The organism is Balneatrix alpica DSM 16621 (assembly GCF_000619885.1).
Lineage (GTDB): Bacteria > Pseudomonadota > Gammaproteobacteria > Pseudomonadales > Balneatricaceae > Balneatrix > Balneatrix alpica.
Genome location: NZ_KK211040.1, coordinates 24757 through 40839, shown reverse-complemented (window position 1 = coordinate 40839; position 16083 = coordinate 24757). Strand labels below are relative to the sequence as shown.

Here is a 16083-nt window from a genome sequence, read left to right as displayed (position 1 = left end):
ATGATGGATTCATCCCTTGTTGAACACACGGTAGTGAGTCAGGGTTCGACCCTGGCCAGCCACTATCGGCAATTTGTCCTCAAGCGAGTGCTGTTGTTGTTGACTCTGGCTGTGGCTGGAGCGCTGGCATTGTTGGCGGATATGGTGCTTGGCCCCTCCAGTTTGGGCTTGAGTGAAATATGGCAGGTATTAATGCAACCAGAGCAAACCGAGCCCTGGATGCAGGCGGTGGTGATGGAGGTGCGGATTCCCTATGCACTGATGGCAGTGGTAGTCGGTGCTTGCCTGGGGTTGGCAGGGGCGGAAATGCAGACCGCATTGAATAACCCCCTAGCCAGTCCTTTTACCCTGGGAATTGGTGCGGCAGCCACGCTAGGGGCGGCAATAGTGATTCTGTTTGACTTCAGTTGGACGGGGCTAAGCTTTACCTACTTATTGCCTCTGGGGGCCTTTGTCTGTGCCTCTTTTGCTTCACTGTTAGTGCTGGCCCTGTCTTGTTACCGCGGCGCGTCGGTGAATACCGTGGTGCTCTTTGGTATCTCACTGTTCTTTGCTCTGAATGCCTTGGTGAGTCTGCTGATGTTTGTGGCGGATACCAACTCCCTGCAGCAGATTGTGTTCTGGACCATGGGATCATTGTCCCGCGCCAATTTGGAAAAAGTCACCCTGGTGGCGGTGGTGTTTGTGCTCTGTTTGCCATTGGCGATGCGCCATGCCTGGGCAATGACAGCCCTGCGCAGTGGTGAGGATCAGGCCAAAGCGATAGGCATCCGGGTGGAGCGGATGCGTCTGGTGGTGCTGCTGCGGGTGAGTTTGCTCACTGCCGCCGCTCTGGCCTTTGTCGGTGAAATTGGCTTTATCGGTTTGGTTGGGCCCCATATGGCACGCATGTTATTGGGGGAGGATCATCGCTTCTTCCTGCCTGGCAGCGCACTGGCGGGGGCATTGCTGTTATCCCTGGCATCGATAGCCAGTAAAGCATTGATTCCAGGGATTATTTTGCCGGTAGGGATCGTTACGGCCTTGGTCGGGATTCCGCTCTTTATGAGTCTGATACTCAGCCATCGGCGGGAGATGTGAAATGAGCCTGCATATCGACAACTTACAACTGGGCTATGGACGCAAAAAAGTCCTGCAAAATATCAGCTTGCCGCCGCTACAGGCCGGTAGTTTGACGGCGGTGATCGGCCCCAATGCGGCAGGCAAGTCGACCTTTCTGAAGGCCTTGGCTGGGTTGCTGTCTTACCAAGGTTCGGTGCGCTTGGGTGAGCAGGATAGGCACAGCCTGTCCTCTGCGCAGTGGGCCAGATTGTTGGGCTACTTGCCCCAGGCTTTGCCGCAGGCAACCTCCCTGGTGGCCTATGAGTTGCTGTTCAGTGCCTGTCGGGCGGTGTGTTATGACTACTCCAAAGCCAAAATTGAGGCGCGTATTGAGCAGGTGCTGGACGAGTTAGGTATCCGCCATCTGGCCTTGATGCCGATGCGGGAAATGTCCGGCGGTCAGCGCCAAATGGTAGGGCTGGCACAGGTGTTGGCGCGTGATCCCCAGGTGTTACTGCTGGATGAGCCCACTAGTGCGCTGGACTTACATTGGCAGCTCAGCGTATTGCAAAGTGTGCGCCGCGCCACCCAGGAAACCGCCGCCATCGGCCTGATTGCCATTCACGATATTAATCTGGCTCTGCGTTATTGTGACCAATTAGTGGTATTGGCCCAGGGAGGCTTGCTGGCGGTCGGTAAGCCCGCCGAGGTGCTCACCCCCGCTATTTTGCAGCAGGCCTATGGTATTGAGGGGCGTATAGAGCACTGTTCTAAGGGATTCCCCATTGTATTAACGGATCGAGCCATTGCTCATCCCCAGCACGGATAGGAGTGACCATGTTAGAAGCCCATACCCAGGTCAGCACCCCGGCGGCCAGCCGTCATCTCAGCCGCCTTTGTCAGCATTTTCAGCAGAAAGTACCCGCCAACTGGAGTGAGCAGCAGGGCGAGGTGGACTTTGGCATTGGCAAATGTTGGTTGCAGGCTGAGCCGCAAGCCTTGCTGATTCGCTGTCAGGCAGCCGATCAGGAGGCCTTAGCCCAGGTGCAGGAGGTGGTGAAGTCTCACCTGGAAAAGTTTGCCCGTAATGAAGGTCTGCAATTGCACTGGTAATGCGATGGCAGGAGGCTTGACCTGCCTCCTGCCAGCTACCAAGATGGCCGCAGTTCTTCAGGAAGCCGGTCATGGCCACGGAAAAAAATACCTCCTTTGGATCCTCTTCAGGCTCACAGCCACTTTATCTGCGTTTACGCGATCAGCTATGGCAGTGGATTGAGCAGCAGCCCGGCGGCAGTCAGTTTCGCTTACCGGCAGAGCGAGAGCTGGCGGAGCGTTTTGCCACCACCCGGGTGACACTGCGTCAAGCGCTGAGTCAGCTGGAGGGCGAAGGGCGGATTTATCGCTCCAATCGGCGGGGCTGGTTTCTGACCCCTGCACGTCTGCAATATGACCCTAACAAAGACACCGGATTTCATCATTACGTCCAGGAGCAGGGTTTGGCTCCACGTACTGAGACCCTGCAAAAGTCGCTGATAGAAGCGCCCCCCTGGCTGGCAGCCTTGAGCGGCTTAGCGCCTGGTGCGCCGGTATACCAGATTCTTCGCCGCCGCTATGTGGATGAGCGGGCGGTGCTGGTGGAGCACAATTATCTTAACCCTGCGCTCTGTCCTGGTTTGCTGAACCAGAGTACTGACCTGTCCATCTTTACCCTGCTAAAAGAACGTTACCAATTGCAGCCTGCGCAGCGTCAACTAAGCATGTATGCCCAGGCGCTGACCGGGCAGGAGGCGGAGGCGCTGGGGGTGAGTCCAGGTTGTGCCGGACTCTTTATTCAACGCCTGAGCCGTGATCAGCAGGGGCGTTTTTTAGAGTTGGATCAGGAGTACTGGTTGCATGATGCATTAACGGTAGTAGTGCAGGTGACGGGCTAATTCTTTTATTGGTATATACCAGATTGCCATGCTAGCCTGAGGAACTCACTCAACGATAGCACCTGCCAGGCCGAGCGATGGATGCCTTACCCCTCAGTTTGATTTTAATTTCTACCCTTCTGCATGCCAGCTGGAACCTAATTGGTAAAAAGCACGGCCAATCGCTGCACTTTTATGCGGAGTTGATGCTGGCCGGCATGCTGCTTTACAGCCCCGTATTAATTTGGCATTGGCAGGCGATCTGGCAATTGCCCGCACCCTTTTGGGGTTGGTTGGCGGCATCTGGTCTATTCCAGGTAATGTACTTGGCTGGCCTCGCCTATGCCTACCGGGGCGGTAATCTCAGCCTGGTGTATCCACTGGCCCGCGCCTTGCCGGTACTGTTGGTGCCGCTCCTGGTGTGGTTGCTGTGGGCACCTCCCCAGTTGAGTGGTGGGGATGGGGTCGGGATGCTGTTGATTTTTCTCGGTGCCCTGGCGCTACCTTTGCAGCGCTGGCGCCAGTGGCACTGGCGTGATTACGCGACCCCGGCCGTGGCTTGGATAGGTTTGGCTGCCCTCGGCACGGCGGGCTATTCCTTGACGGACAGTGCCGCAATCAAGCTGATGGTGGCCCAGGGCATGAGCCCTTTGGCGGCGGGAAGCTGTTTTGTGGTCTTGCAGGCTGCCAGTTGTTTGTTATGGATGGCGCCCTGGCTGAAACGTGTCACTCCTGCGGCTGCATCCCCTCCTGCTTATGGCATGGCCGCCCTCGGGGGGCTATTCATCATTGGTACTTATCTGCTGGTGTTAGTCAGTATGGGAATGGTGGAGGAGGTCAGTTATGTCGTGGCTTTGCGCCAGGTCAGTATCCCCATTGGGGTGTTGATTGGGGTGTGCTGGTTGGGGGAGCGCCTGAGCCTGCCGCGGATGCAGGGTTTACTCTTGATGCTGATGGGGTTGTTGCTGGTGGCGCTGTAGGCTGGGAATAAACCCAGGCCCGTGCGGGCCTGGGGGAGACATTAACTTAGAATGTCAGGGGGCGATCACCTTGCTCGTCTTTAATCCGAGTGGGTAGCCCCATTTGGTTGAGCAGATTGAGGAAGGGTTTAGGATCCAACTGCTCAACGTTGCGCATTTCTGCGACATCCCAGCTGCCATTGGCAACCAGGATGGCTGCAGCAACCGGGGGTACGCCGGCGGTATAAGAAATGCCCTGACTGCCGACTTCGGCGTAGGCTTCTTCATGGTCGGCAACGTTATAAATAAAGACTTCTTTCTCTTGACCGTCTTTTAGTCCCTTCACGACGTCACCGATACAGGTTTTGCCAGTGTAATCGGGCGCCAGGGAGGAGGGATCAGGCAGACAGGCTTTAACCACTTTCAGGGGCACAACTTCCAGCCCTTCAGCGGTTTTAACAGGTTGTTCAGATAACAGGCCCAGGTTCTTTAGGACGGTGAAAACATTAATGTAGTGTTCGCCAAAGCCCATCCAGAAGCGCACATTGGGTACGTTCAGATTCTGTGACAGCGAATGTACTTCATCATGGCCAGTCATGTACGAGGTTTGCTTGCCCACAACCGGTAAGTCATCGGTGCGGCTTACTTCAAACATCTTATTGGTCTGCCATTGGCTGTTCTGCCAGGAGTACACTCGTCCGGTAAATTCACGGAAGTTAATTTCAGGATCGAAGTTGGTGGCGAAATAGCGGCCATGACTACCCGCATTGATGTCGATAATGTCGATAGATTCAACGCTGTCAAAATAGTCGTTGTAAGCCAGGGCAGCGTAGGCATTGACCACACCAGGATCGAACCCAACCCCTAGAATGGCGGTCACCCCTTTTTCTTTACAGGCGGCTTTACGCTTCCACTCATAGTTAGCGTACCAGGGTGGGGTTTCGCAGATTTTGGCCGGATCTTCGTGAATGGCGGTGTCCAGATAGGCCGCACCTGTTTCCAGACAGGCTTGCAGCACGGACATGTTCACGAAGGCAGAGCCTAGGTTAATGACGATTTGCGATTCAGTTTCCTGAATCAGTTGCACAGTGGCAGATACATCAAGAGCATCAAGGGCATAAGCCTGAATGCGGCCCTCGGTCTTCATGCTGCCTTTTTCCAGAACACTGGCCACAATATCTTCGCATTTCGCGAGGGTTCGCGAGGCTATGGCAATATTGCCCAGTGTATCGTTGTGTTGGGCGCATTTATGTGCCGCTACGCGGGCCACCCCTCCGCCACCAATGATCAGGACGTTTTTCTTCATCGTATTTCGTTCTCCAGGTATTACCTATTAAAGGTATTAAGGTATTACTGCGGTGTTTGTTGCCGCAGTACTGAACAGACACATCTACCTGCCAGGTGTGTCCTGAGGGTGGCTGAACAAAGGGATACTTTCTTCAGCTAGCCTCCAAACCCCAAAGGTTCTTAAAGGGATGGGGTCACCATCGCCTTAAGACAAATTATTGACGAAGTCGGTGTAATCAAACTCCCGCACCAACTCAATGCTGCCATCCAATTGTTTCACTGCGATGGAGGGCATTTTGACGCCATTAAACCAATTCTTTTTCACCATGGTGTAGCCGGCAGCGTCCTGGAAGGACAGACGATCGCCAGGCTGTAATGGTTGGGCAAAGTTAAACTCACCAAAGATATCGCCGGCCAGGCACGACTTGCCGCACACCATATAGGTATGGGGGCCGTCACAGGGCGCCATCTTGGCGCTTTCGCGGTAGATCAGCAGATCCAGCATGTGGGCTTCGATGGAGCTATCGACGATGGCCAAATTTTTGCCATTGAAGAGGGTGTCCAAAACGGTGACTTCGAGGCTGGTGCTCTGGGTAATTGCTGCCTCACCCGGTTCCAGATAGACCTGCACCTGGTACTTGTCGGCAAAGGCTTTCAAGCGTTGGCAGAAGGCATCCAGTGGGTAGTCTTCACCGGTAAAGTGGATACCGCCGCCGAGGCTGATCCATTGCATACGAGCGATCAGATGACCGAAGCGCTCCTCGATCAGATTGAGCATCTCATCGAAGCGGTTAAAGTCACGGTTCTCACAGTTGTTGTGGAACATAAAACCGGAAATCTGCTCGATAACCGCTTCGATTTTGACAGGGTCCCATTCCCCCAGACGACTATAGGGGCGGGCGGGGTCAGCAATAATAAAGGCTGAAGTGCTGACCTGAGGGTTGACCCGCAGGCCGCGGGGTTTGCCTTCGCTGACCTCAGCAAAGCGCTGCAACTGGCCAATGCTGTTGAAAATAATCTTGTCGCTGTTGGCCAAGACTTCTGCAATCTCGTTGTCAGCATAGGCCACGCTATAGGCATGGGTTTCACCGGCAAATTTTTCTTTGCCAAGCTTCACTTCATACAGGGAGGAAGAGGTGGTGCCATCCATGTAATCCTGCATCAGGTCAAACACGGACCAAGTAGCAAAGCACTTGAGAGCCAACAAGGATTTAGCGCCTGAGTGCTTGCGCACATAGGCGATTTTTTCCATATTTTTCAGTAGTTTGGCTTTGTCTACCAAGTAATAAGGTGTTTGCAGCATGATCTACCGCCCCCGCAAAAACGAAAGGGGGCGATTTTAGTCAAAGTGAGAATGTTTGTCATTAAGCACTGTTGCAATTATTAGTGCAAAAAAGCGACAAAATTTTCAGCTCAGTTACCGCGTGTTAGCAGCTTACTTATTTGCCTCCAGCGGATGGGTTAACCCTTGTGACAGCCGCCGACATGGCTGGCATCCAGCTCTGTACCCAGCGGCTGACTAGGGTGGGTTAACTCCTGCAAAATGCCACAGCTATCGACGGCACCCTGGCCCTGACATTGGCTGCGAATGTCTTGCAGCTGGCGAGCCAGCTCACTGAGCTGGGCAATACGGCATTGGACGTGTTGTAAATGATGATCAAGCAGCTGGTTGATTTCCTGACAGGGCTGCTGAGGATGCTGACGCGCCTCTAACAAACGGCGGATCTCCTCCTGGGCCATATCCAGGGCACGGCAATGCCGAATAAAGTTCAGGGTATCCAGATGTTCCTGGCTATAACGGCGGTAATTATTGTCTGGATTGCGCTGGGGCGGAGGGATTAAGCCAATGCGTTCGTAGTAGCGGATGGTTTCCACCGCACAGTCGGCTTGTTCCGCCAAGTCACCAATTTTCATCTTGTGCTCCTGCTTGACCCTGTAGCTACTACAGGCTGTTAACTCCTTGCTTATAACGTAACGCGCTGGGAGGCATTTGCCAATCTACGGCGCCCATCGGCCCAAGACCAAGGAGAGCGCCATGAGTGCAGAGTGTTGCCGCCATGATCATCATTCACAGGCTAAGGTGCCTGAGCAGTCAACACCCGCGAGTGGGATGGATATCGCCCAAGCTACCGCCATCCACATTAAGGAAATGGACTGCCCCAACGAGGAAAGTCTGATCCGTAAGGCACTGAGCGGGCAGTCGGGTATCCAGAATTTACATTTTGATTTACTGAATCGTGTGCTCTATCTGCAGCATAGCGAGGAGGTATTGCCCGCCGTGCTGGCCAGTATTCGCCAGCTGGGTTTTAACCCCGAGTTGCAACGTGCCGCCACTGGCACAGCGGCAACTCCGGCGAAGCCCTGGTGGCCATTGGCGCTGGCATTGCTGGCGGCGGTTGCGGCGGAAGCACTGGCATTTGCCCAACTGGGTAGCAATATCTGGCAGCTAGGTTTGGCCATGCTGGCGATAGGATTGACCGGCTTAACCACTTACCGCAAAGGCTGGCTGGCGCTGCGTCATTTAGATTTCAACATTAATGCTTTGATGAGCATCGCGGTCAGTGGCGCCATTCTGATTGGTGAATGGCCGGAGGCGGCGATGGTGATGGCCCTCTTTGCCCTGGCGGAGCGGATTGAGGCGGCCTCCTTTGATCGTGCCCGGCAGGCGGTGCAGGCTTTGTTAAAGTTGGTGCCGGAGCAGGCCCTGGTGCAACAGGATGACGGCAGCTGGCACACTCAACTCGCCAGTGCGGTAGCTCTGGGGGCCAGGGTGCGGGTCCGCCCAGGCGAGCGGGTAGCATTGGATGGCGTGGTGCGTAAAGGCCATTCCTCCCTGGATCAGGCACCTATTACCGGTGAGAGTCTGCCGGTGGATAAGGCACCGGGGGATGCACTCTATGCCGGCAGTATTAATCAACAGCAGGAGCTGGAGTATGAAGTCACTGCCGTGGCCAAAGACTCTACCCTGGCGCGCATTATTCATGCGATTGAACAGGCGCAGAGTCGCCGTGCGCCAACCCAGCAATGGGTCGATCGCTTTGCCCGGATCTATACCCCCGCGGTACTGCTGCTGGCGCTGTTGATTGCGCTCTTGCCTCCTTTATTAGGCTGGGGTGAGTGGCTGGAATGGCTTTACCGTGCCCTGGTGCTATTAGTGATTGCCTGTCCCTGTGCCCTGGTGATTTCCACCCCCATTACCCTGGTCAGTGCCCTGGCCCGGGGGGCGCGACTGGGGATTCTGATTAAAGGCGGTATTTATCTGGAACAGGGGCGCCACTTACACAGTATTGCTCTGGATAAAACCGGCACCCTGACGGCGGGCAAGCCGAGCATGACGGATGCCGCCTGGCTGGCCGAGGCACTGAGCCAGCAACACCTCACCGCCTTAACCCTGGCCTTGGCCAGTCGTTCTGATCACCCGTTAGCACAGGCGCTGTACCGTGATTTACAGCCGCAAGCCCCCTATGCCTTAGCCGAGGTAGAGGGCTTTAGTGTGATTCAAGGGCAGGGGGTGACAGGGCTGATCGATGGCCAACGCTATTGGCTAGGCAACCCGGCGTTGATGGCGCAACAAGCCACCCTCACCCCCGGCGTGCAACAACAGTTGTTGCGCTGGCAGCAGCAGGGACAGAGTACTGTGAGCCTGGCGGGGCCCCAGGGGGTGTTAGCCTGCTATGCCCTATCTGATCAGCTGAAGGCGGGCAGCCGTGAGGCGATTGCCGAGTTACAGCAATTGGGCCTGCGTACCCTGATGCTCAGTGGTGATAACCACCAGAGTGCCGCCAGTATTGCTGCCCAGGTGGGGATAGATGAAGTGGCGGCGGAGCTTCTGCCGGAGCAAAAAGCCGAGCAAATTCGCCAGCGGGTGGCACAGGGCCAACGCCTGGCGATGGTGGGGGATGGCATTAACGATGCGCCAGCCCTGGCCAGTGCCCAGGTGGGCATCGCGATGGGGGCACTGGGTACGGACGTGGCGATTGAAACCGCCGATGTGGCCTTGATGGATGATGACTTGCGCAAGCTGCCGCAGTTTATCCGTCTTTGCCGCCGTACCTGGCAGATCCTGCTGCAGAATATCATCCTGGCGCTGGGGTTGAAGTTGGCGATATTGCTGCTCACCCTGGCAGGGGGCGGCAGCCTGTGGCTGGCGGTATTTGCCGACATGGGTACCAGCTTGCTGGTGGTGGCCAATAGCCTCCGGCTGCTGCGTATGCGCTTATAACAGCCGACATCGGTCAAGGCAGCGAAAGGCAGGTAGTCTGCCTTTCGCTACTACATGCTTAGGGTTTGGCGACCTCCCAGACGTCCTTGACCCCATGGCCGCTGGTATCTCCAGGTTGTTGGTCTTTCACCCACAGGTACAGCGGCATCCCCTTGTAGGCCCATTGCTGGCCGCCATCTTTACGGGTTACCAAACTGTAGTCGCCCTCAGCCATGTCACCTGCGGTAGCCATCAGAGGGGGCCAGTTTTGCGCACACTGGTCATAGCAGTTACTTATTCCTTCGCTATCTTTTTTAAAGGTATAAAGGGTCATGCCTGCCTGGTTGGCCAGCACCTCACCCATGGCACTGTTGTGCACCTGAATGGGGGCTTCCGCCCAAACGCTGCCAGCGGCCAGGAGAGAAAAAGCAAAGGTACTGATGGATATCATCTTGTTCATGTTATGACTCCCTGTAGGGTGTTGAGGTATTCCCTCTATCAATGCCTGAACGCCAGACTTAGATGCAGCGCAATAGCCGTTTTTTTCTTGCATCCAAAACGGCTACCTGGACGTTGAAGCAAAAAAAAGGAGCCTAGATGACGGAGTTGGAGGATTGCCTGCTGGCCTTGGGCCAGGGGGACAGCCAAGCCCTGGCGAAGATTTATCAGCATTACAGTCGTCCCTTGCTGGCGATGCTATGGCGGTTGGCGGGGGAGCGTAATCTGGCGGAAGAGTGGCTGCACGAGGGGTTTGAGCGCCTATGGCAACGGGCGGGGGAGTATCAACCTGGGCAGGGGCGGGCAGAAGCCTGGCTGTGGGCGCTGTTTCGCCATCATGGCCTGGATCAGTTGCGTACCCGCAAGCGGCGCCTGCGCTTACTGCAGCGTTGGCAGACTGAGGCAGAAGAGGAAGCATCCCCCGCGACAACCCGCTTGCCCCACCAGCCCTTGGCCCAGTGTCTGGCGCAATTACCAGGCGAGACCCGTCAAGCGTTGGTGCTGAGTTATAGCTATGGCCTGAGCCATGATGAATTACAGCAACAGTTAGGGGTGCCCCTGGGCACCCTGAAGTCCTGGATACGCCGGGGCGCAGAGAGGTTAAAAACATGCCTGTACCAGCTCGGTATCACCAGCCTGAATTAATTGAGATGCTGGCCCAGGGTTATGTATTGGGGCAGCAGTCGTTACGGGTGCGCCACCGTGTACAGCGATTACGTGGACAAATAAGTGCGCTGGATGACGCCATCTGGCAATGGGAGTTACAGCTATTGCCTTTGGCCAAGCAGGTTGCCCAGCCCAGCCAGATCCTGCCCTCCGCCCGTCAGCAGGCACGTTTTTATCGCTGGCAGCAGCAGTTGCAGCCAGGCAAGGCGGCGCAGGCAACAGGCGAGGAGCCGTCCGTACAGCCACGCAAGGCTACCTCTGCCCAACAAGGCTGGCGTGCCTTGGCACTGGTAGCTTGTCTGGCCGTGGTAATGTTGGCCGTGGGCTGGTGGCAGTGGCCACAGCAGCAAATGGTTACCCCGCATTATCTGGCCAGCATGAGCGATCATCAGGGAAGGCAGCAGCTGTTGGTGAGTTCGACTCGTTTTGCGCCAGGACAGGCGCATTTGCAACTGAACCTGGCTGATGGACAAAACTGGCCGGAGGCGGCGCTGGAGTTATGGGCAGATCTTGGCCCTGAAGCTGCGCAGCGTTATGTGATGCTGGGCAAGCCCAGTGCGAGTAACCCTGACTGGCCACTGGATAAGGCGCGTTGGCTGGCAGTGACTCAGGCCCAGGCACTGTTATTGGTGGAGGCCGGCAAAAGCGCAGCGGAGCCGGCAAACTGGTTAAGTCGCGGCCCCTGTTGGCAATTACGACCCTGGCAGAGCTAAGCTCCGCCAGGGGTGGCTCGGCTAGTGGACTTAGCGCTGTGCCAGCAAGGCCTGCAGCGGGTGCGGCAGCTGCTGGTTTTCCATACGCTTGACCTGACTACGGCAGGAATAGCCTGTCGCCACCAATTGCGGTTGGTGTTGCGGGTTACGCACAATACCTTGCCAGCTCAGCGAGTAAATCTGCTGGGAGCGGGCCAGGTTAAGTGTCTCATGGCCAAAGGTGCCGGACATGCCGCAGCAACCGGCATTCAGTACCTCCAGCTCCATCCCCAGGGCTTTAAATACCTGCTGCCAGGCTTGGATACTGGGGGCCGCATTGGTTTTCTCGGTGCAGTGCGCCAGCAACTTAAAGCGGGCCGGGCGGAAGTGTTCCGCCTGGCTTTGCAGCTGAGGCAGCTGCTGCTGTAACCATTCCTGCAGTAACAGCACCTTGGGTGCCTGCTCCGCCCCCAGATATTTGGCGTACTCACTGCGGTAGGTCAGGGTCATCGAGGGGTCGATGCCCACCAGCGCAATGCCGCTGTCACGGTAGCTGTTCAGCAGTTCCGCCTGCTTGGCGGCGGTGCGCTCAAAGGCACTTAAAAAGCCGTGTACATGCAAGGGCTTACCGTTAGGACGGAAGGGCGCGACCAGGGGATTAAAGCCAAGCTTTTGCAATAAGGCCAGGGTATCGAGCACCAGCTGGGTTTCGAAGTAACTGGTGAAGGCATCCTGTACCAGAATCACCGTGCGGCTTTTTTGCTCGTCACTGAGTCGAGCCAGTGTCTGCGCATCGGCCAGCCCAACCCCTAACTTCTCCAGACCGCTTTGTAGCGAGATGTCACTTAACAGCGGGCTATCCACCATCCCGGCATAGCGTGCCAGCAAGCGCTGAACCCAGGCTTGTTTGAGCGGCCAGTTATAGAGTGCAGGGAATTTCGCCAGGGTGGGGATGACCATCTCCAGGCCGCCAATCAGGTAATCCTTCAGCGGACGCAGGTAACGGCCATAGTACAGCTCCAGAAACTGGCTACGGAACTCCGGCACATTCACCTTGATCGGGCACTGTCCCGCACAGGATTTACAGGCCAGGCAACCGAGCATGGACTCATGGACTTCATGGGAGAAGTCATATTCACCCCGGCGTTTGGCCAGGGTGTTTTTAACCTTGGGAATAAAGGTTTGCACCGCACTGCGGCTACGCTGTTCAGCACGCAGTTGCTCGGCATCCTGGCCTTGCTGTTGGAGCAGGCGCAGCCATTCACGAATCAGGGAGGCACGCCCTTTAGGGGAGTGAATACGCTCACGGGTGCCTTTCCAGGAGGGGCACATCTGATCATCAGGATCGAAGTTAAAGCAGGCACCGTTGCCGTTACAGTTGATCGCATCCTGCCAGTGAGCACGGGTGCTGGCCTCGATCTGCCGATCATGCTGGCCACGGGTTGCCACGCCATCGATCTTGTACAGCTCGGCGCCGGACTCCAGCGGCGTGGCAATCTTGCCTGGGTTCAGTTGGTTGTGTGGATCAAAGGCAGCTTTAAGCTGTTGCAGACAGGGGTAGAGGGGGCCGAAGAAGGCTGGCGCATATTCCGAGCGTACCCCCTTGCCATGTTCGCCCCAGAGCAAACCATGGTATTTCTGGGTCAGGGCTACTACCTCATCGGTAATGCGGCGAATCAGCGGCTCCTGGGCCGGATCTTTTAAATCCAGCGCCGGACGTACATGGAGCACCCCGGCGTCCACATGGCCAAACATGCCGTATTCCAGGCCTTCACGATCCAACACCGCCCGAAACTCGGCAATAAAGTCGGCCAGGTTTTCCGGAGGAACGGCAGTATCCTCGACAAAGGGCAGGGGGCGCTTGTCGCCCTTGGCGTTGCCGAGCAGGCCGACGGATTTTTTTCGCATCGCCCAGATTTGTTTGACCGCCTGATGGCCACGGGCCAGGGTAAAGCCCAGGCGACCGCCTTGCTCCCGTTCTTGCTCCAAACGTTGGGTCAGGCGGGCCAGAGCTTGATCAAGCTCTTCTTCACTGTCGGCGGTGTATTCCACCAGGTTAATGCCGCGAATGGGGGCTTTGTCACTGGCGGGGAACCATTGCTCAACGCTGTGCCAGACAATGTCCTGCATCGCCAACATCAACACCTTGGAGTCAACGGTCTCGATGGAGGTGGGGGCGGCTTTCATCAGCTCGGTCGCATCACGCAGGGCGGCATCAAAGCTGTCGTACTGGACATTGACCAGCGCGGCGACCTTGGGGATCGGCAGAACATTGAGTTTGGCCTCGGCGATAAAAGCCAGGGTGCCTTCGGAGCCGCAGAGCAGCGAATTGAGGTTGAACTGCCCCTGTTCATCACGGATATGGGCCAGATCATAGCCGGTCAGGCAGCGGTTAAGTTTGGGGAAGCAGCGCTCAATCTCATCCTGCTTGTGCTGATAAATCTCATCGGCCAGACGGTGAATGGCACCGACCCGGTCCGGACGCTGTTTAATCCGCTGCAGTTGTTCTTCCTGCAAGGGTAGGGAGTGCCACAGGGTGCCATCGAGCAGGACCGAGCTCAGCTCCAACACATGGTCACGGGTTTTACCGTATAACACCGAACCCTGGCCGCTGGCGTCGGTATTGATCATGCCGCCAATGGTGGCGCGGTTGCTGGTGGAGAGTTCTGGGGCAAAAAACAGGCCGAAGGGCTTCAACGCCGCATTAAGCTGATCCTTGACCACCCCCGCCTGTACCCGTACCCAGCGCTCTTTGGCGTTGATTTCGAGGATGCGGTTCATGTGTTTGGAGACATCCACCACCAGACCATCATTGAGGGACTGACCATTGGTGCCGGTGCCGCCCCCCCGGGGCGCAACCCTGAGGTGAACAAAGCGTGGTTCGTTCAGCAGCTTGGCAATGCGTTGTAAGTCCTCCACGCTGCGGGGGTAAAGCACTCCCTGGGGCAACACCTGATAGATGGAGTTGTCGGTGGCCAGCACGGTGCGGTTGGCGTAATCGGGGTTGATGTCCCCCTCGTAGCCATCCTGGCGCAGGGCATCGAGAAAGTTCAGGTAGTCTTGCTGAATCGGCGAGACTGCGGCGATACGGGGAATCATGGGCTTACCTTCATTATTTTGGGCGAGCTAATCACGGGAAAGTCATACAGGGTGGCGGGGTTATCCACCAGAATTTGTTGGCGCAGACTGGCATCCGGGCACCAGAGCCCGAGCAGGTCAAGCAGGTCGCCATCATTAGGCATGGCGCCGGGTAAACAGGTATGGGGCCAGTCGGAGGCCCAGAGTAAACGCTGGGGATTGGTGGCCAGCAGTTGCTCGGCTAACGGGCGAATATCCGTATAGGGCCAGGGTTCCAGGCTGAGGCGCTCGGCACCGGAGAGCTTAACCCACAGCTTGCCGCTTTCCAGCAGGCGCAGCAGGCTGATGAAACCAGGATGCTGGGGGCCAAACTCGGCGGGCATATGGCCCAGGTGGTCGATCACCACCGGCACCGGCAACTGGCCCAATACCCCGGCCAGATCCGGGAACTCGGATACATCGGTCAGAATCTGCAGATGCCAGCCCAGGTGAGCAACCTTGGCCGCCAGGGTGCGCACATCGGAAACGGCCACGCCGGATTTAAATAGCAGATTTAGGCGTACCCCCCGCACCCCCAGGGCATGCATGCGCTCCAGTTCGGCCTGGGGGGTATCGGGCCGAATGACCACCACCCCACGAAAATCATGGCCTGCCGCCGCCAGGGTGGCCAGGGTGACGCTGTTATCGGTGCCATAGACGCTGGGCTGCACCACTACTGCCCGCTGGATACCAAGGCGTTGCATCAGCGCACGATAATCCGCTAACGAGGCAGGTGGCGGGGTATAGGAGCGGTGGGGGGTAAAGGGCGCCTGTTGTTCTGGCCAAAACACGTGCATGTGGCAATCGCAGGCGCCCGCGGGCATGGCAAAGCGGGGTGGGCGCGGGTTGGCATCCGCCGCCGCACAGAGTGGTGCATAGGGTTCTGACAGGCTGCTCATGCGGGTTTGCTCCCAGCCTTGCAGACCGCGAATACCGAGGCGGGCAGCGGTATCCATCAGGTAACGCCAGTGTTGGCGGCGGGCCAGGTCAGGGTCACCGACCTTCAGGGCATCCCACAGCAGTTGCCAGGCTTGGATAAAACCGGGGCGATCCTGTTGCCAGGGGTGCGCCTGCTGTACCGGCTTGGCCAGGGCGCCATTGAGATAGCGCAGAAAATCACTCAGGTATTCATTGCCGGTGGCGCTGGCTAGGCAGGTGATCAGCTGTTGTTCACACTCCGCCAGGGATAAATCGGCCTGCAGCAGTTGTTGCCATTGCGCCAGGTGCGCAGGCAAACGGCGACGGGCTGCCATGCTGGCGGCGGCGACTTCCAGCTCTAGGCGAAACTCCAGCAGTTTACGCAGGGCTAGCCTGTCCTCTTGCCCTGGCAGGATGCGAAAGCTCTGGTGGGCGTCGGCGGCCAGCACAAACACTCCCGCTCCCTGGCGACTCTCCACCAGACCATTGGATTTCAGGCGGGCCATGGCTTCACGCACGACGTTGCGACTGATGCCGTATTCCTGGCAGAGCTGATGCTCACTGGGCAGCTTGCTCCCCACGGGCAGTTGGCCATCGCGGATGCGGCTTTCCAGGGTTAGGGCCAGCTCGTCAGCCAGGCCAGTATTGCGACGCAAGGGGGTAGACATGGGTAAGTTGTCAGCTTGTAGGACAAGTTGTTCCACTTTAATGAAGCCAAGGCAGTGGAGCAAGCCCGTCACCGCAGTCAGGAGGGCAAAAGTAGAAAAACAGGTCGCTGATACGCCTGTCAGCCA

At 57.0% G+C, this 16083-nt stretch carries 14 protein-coding genes; 8 read left to right on the top strand and 6 right to left on the bottom strand.

The window, feature by feature from the left end; translation table 11 throughout:
- Window positions 1-3: 3 nt before the first annotated feature.
- The 5 genes from Q334_RS0112960 to Q334_RS0112940 all read left to right on the top strand — a co-directional run bounded on the left by Q334_RS0112960 (window position 4) and on the right by Q334_RS0112940 (window position 3931).
- Window positions 4-1080, top strand: coding sequence for a FecCD family ABC transporter permease (locus tag Q334_RS0112960; RefSeq protein ID WP_035461605.1), 1077 nt, complete (start codon window positions 4-6; stop codon window positions 1078-1080).
- Between the two features lies 1 nt (window position 1081).
- A complete protein-coding gene (locus Q334_RS0112955) occupies window positions 1082-1870 on the top strand; it encodes an ABC transporter ATP-binding protein (protein WP_027313582.1) in 789 nt (262 codons plus the stop codon).
- 8 nt (window positions 1871-1878) lie between these two features.
- A complete protein-coding gene (locus Q334_RS0112950) occupies window positions 1879-2154 on the top strand; it encodes a DUF2218 domain-containing protein (protein ID WP_027313581.1) in 276 nt (91 codons plus the stop codon).
- A 71-nt stretch (window positions 2155-2225) separates the two neighbouring features.
- Window positions 2226-2972 (top strand): UTRA domain-containing protein, encoded by a 747-nt coding sequence (locus tag Q334_RS0112945; RefSeq protein ID WP_051527788.1) that lies wholly within the window; start codon window positions 2226-2228, stop codon window positions 2970-2972.
- Between the two features lie 77 nt (window positions 2973-3049).
- Window positions 3050-3931, top strand: a complete 882-nt coding sequence (locus Q334_RS0112940; protein WP_027313579.1) for a hypothetical protein — start codon at window positions 3050-3052, stop codon at window positions 3929-3931.
- A 46-nt stretch (window positions 3932-3977) separates the two neighbouring features.
- On the opposite strand, the gene Q334_RS0112935 is transcribed toward Q334_RS0112940, so the two are convergent.
- From Q334_RS0112935 to cadR, 3 genes are all read right to left on the bottom strand, one after another.
- Window positions 3978-5216, bottom strand: coding sequence for a saccharopine dehydrogenase family protein (locus Q334_RS0112935; protein ID WP_027313578.1), 1239 nt, complete (start codon window positions 5214-5216; stop codon window positions 3978-3980).
- 186 nt (window positions 5217-5402) lie between these two features.
- The gene (locus tag Q334_RS0112930; protein ID WP_027313577.1) at window positions 5403-6500 is read right to left on the bottom strand and encodes a carboxynorspermidine decarboxylase; all 1098 of its coding nucleotides are present in this window, start codon (window positions 6498-6500) and stop codon (window positions 5403-5405) included.
- A 158-nt stretch (window positions 6501-6658) separates the two neighbouring features.
- A complete protein-coding gene (cadR, locus tag Q334_RS0112925; RefSeq protein WP_027313576.1) occupies window positions 6659-7111 on the bottom strand; it encodes a Cd(II)/Pb(II)-responsive transcriptional regulator in 453 nt (150 codons plus the stop codon).
- A gap of 121 nt (window positions 7112-7232) precedes the next feature.
- Here cadR and Q334_RS19105 point away from each other — a divergent pair, with 121 nt between their 5' ends.
- Window positions 7233-9419 (top strand): heavy metal translocating P-type ATPase, encoded by a 2187-nt coding sequence (locus tag Q334_RS19105; RefSeq protein WP_051527787.1) that lies wholly within the window; start codon window positions 7233-7235, stop codon window positions 9417-9419.
- A 58-nt stretch (window positions 9420-9477) separates the two neighbouring features.
- Here Q334_RS19105 and Q334_RS0112915 read toward each other — a convergent pair whose 3' ends face one another.
- Window positions 9478-9858 carry a COG4315 family predicted lipoprotein gene (locus tag Q334_RS0112915; RefSeq protein WP_027313575.1) on the bottom strand — a complete coding sequence of 127 codons (381 nt, stop codon included), beginning with the start codon at window positions 9856-9858 and terminating at the stop codon, window positions 9478-9480.
- Between the two features lie 137 nt (window positions 9859-9995).
- Between Q334_RS0112915 and Q334_RS0112910 the strand changes: the two genes are divergently transcribed.
- Both Q334_RS0112910 and Q334_RS0112905 read left to right on the top strand, forming a co-directional pair.
- Window positions 9996-10541 (top strand): RNA polymerase sigma factor, encoded by a 546-nt coding sequence (locus Q334_RS0112910; RefSeq protein ID WP_027313574.1) that lies wholly within the window; start codon window positions 9996-9998, stop codon window positions 10539-10541.
- On the top strand, window positions 10505-11275 hold the full coding sequence (locus Q334_RS0112905) for a hypothetical protein (RefSeq protein WP_155888998.1): 771 nt from the start codon (window positions 10505-10507) through the stop codon (window positions 11273-11275). Before Q334_RS0112910 ends, Q334_RS0112905 begins: the two co-directional genes overlap by 37 nt.
- Window positions 11276-11305: 30 nt before the next feature.
- Here the strand turns inward: Q334_RS0112905 and ydiJ are convergent, their stop codons facing one another.
- The gene (ydiJ, locus tag Q334_RS0112900; RefSeq protein WP_027313572.1) at window positions 11306-14353 is read right to left on the bottom strand and encodes a D-2-hydroxyglutarate dehydrogenase YdiJ; all 3048 of its coding nucleotides are present in this window, start codon (window positions 14351-14353) and stop codon (window positions 11306-11308) included.
- Entirely contained in the window at window positions 14350-15957 is a 1608-nt protein-coding gene (locus Q334_RS19100) for an amidohydrolase family protein (protein WP_051527786.1), read from the bottom strand. The genes ydiJ and Q334_RS19100 overlap by 4 nt, the downstream gene beginning before the upstream one ends.
- Window positions 15958-16083 lie beyond the last annotated feature (126 nt).

Excerpts from the sequence above, each read along its gene's own strand:
- Q334_RS0112960 (WP_035461605.1), top strand. The coding sequence starts at position 4 with ATGGATTCATCCCTTGTTGAACACACGGTAGTGAGTCAGGGTTCGACC.
- Q334_RS0112955 (WP_027313582.1), top strand. The coding sequence starts at position 1,082 with ATGAGCCTGCATATCGACAACTTACAACTGGGCTATGGACGCAAAAAA.
- Q334_RS0112950 (WP_027313581.1), top strand. The coding sequence starts at position 1,879 with ATGTTAGAAGCCCATACCCAGGTCAGCACCCCGGCGGCCAGCCGTCAT.
- Q334_RS0112945 (WP_051527788.1), top strand. The coding sequence starts at position 2,226 with ATGGCCACGGAAAAAAATACCTCCTTTGGATCCTCTTCAGGCTCACAG.
- Q334_RS0112940 (WP_027313579.1), top strand. The coding sequence starts at position 3,050 with ATGGATGCCTTACCCCTCAGTTTGATTTTAATTTCTACCCTTCTGCAT.
- Q334_RS0112935 (WP_027313578.1), bottom strand. The coding sequence starts at position 5,216 with ATGAAGAAAAACGTCCTGATCATTGGTGGCGGAGGGGTGGCCCGCGTA.
- Q334_RS0112930 (WP_027313577.1), bottom strand. The coding sequence starts at position 6,500 with ATGCTGCAAACACCTTATTACTTGGTAGACAAAGCCAAACTACTGAAA.
- cadR (WP_027313576.1), bottom strand. The coding sequence starts at position 7,111 with ATGAAAATTGGTGACTTGGCGGAACAAGCCGACTGTGCGGTGGAAACC.
- Q334_RS19105 (WP_051527787.1), top strand. The coding sequence starts at position 7,233 with ATGAGTGCAGAGTGTTGCCGCCATGATCATCATTCACAGGCTAAGGTG.
- Q334_RS0112915 (WP_027313575.1), bottom strand. The coding sequence starts at position 9,858 with ATGAACAAGATGATATCCATCAGTACCTTTGCTTTTTCTCTCCTGGCC.
- Q334_RS0112910 (WP_027313574.1), top strand. The coding sequence starts at position 9,996 with ATGACGGAGTTGGAGGATTGCCTGCTGGCCTTGGGCCAGGGGGACAGC.
- Q334_RS0112905 (WP_155888998.1), top strand. The coding sequence starts at position 10,505 with ATGCCTGTACCAGCTCGGTATCACCAGCCTGAATTAATTGAGATGCTG.
- ydiJ (WP_027313572.1), bottom strand. The coding sequence starts at position 14,353 with ATGATTCCCCGTATCGCCGCAGTCTCGCCGATTCAGCAAGACTACCTG.
- Q334_RS19100 (WP_051527786.1), bottom strand. The coding sequence starts at position 15,957 with ATGTCTACCCCCTTGCGTCGCAATACTGGCCTGGCTGACGAGCTGGCC.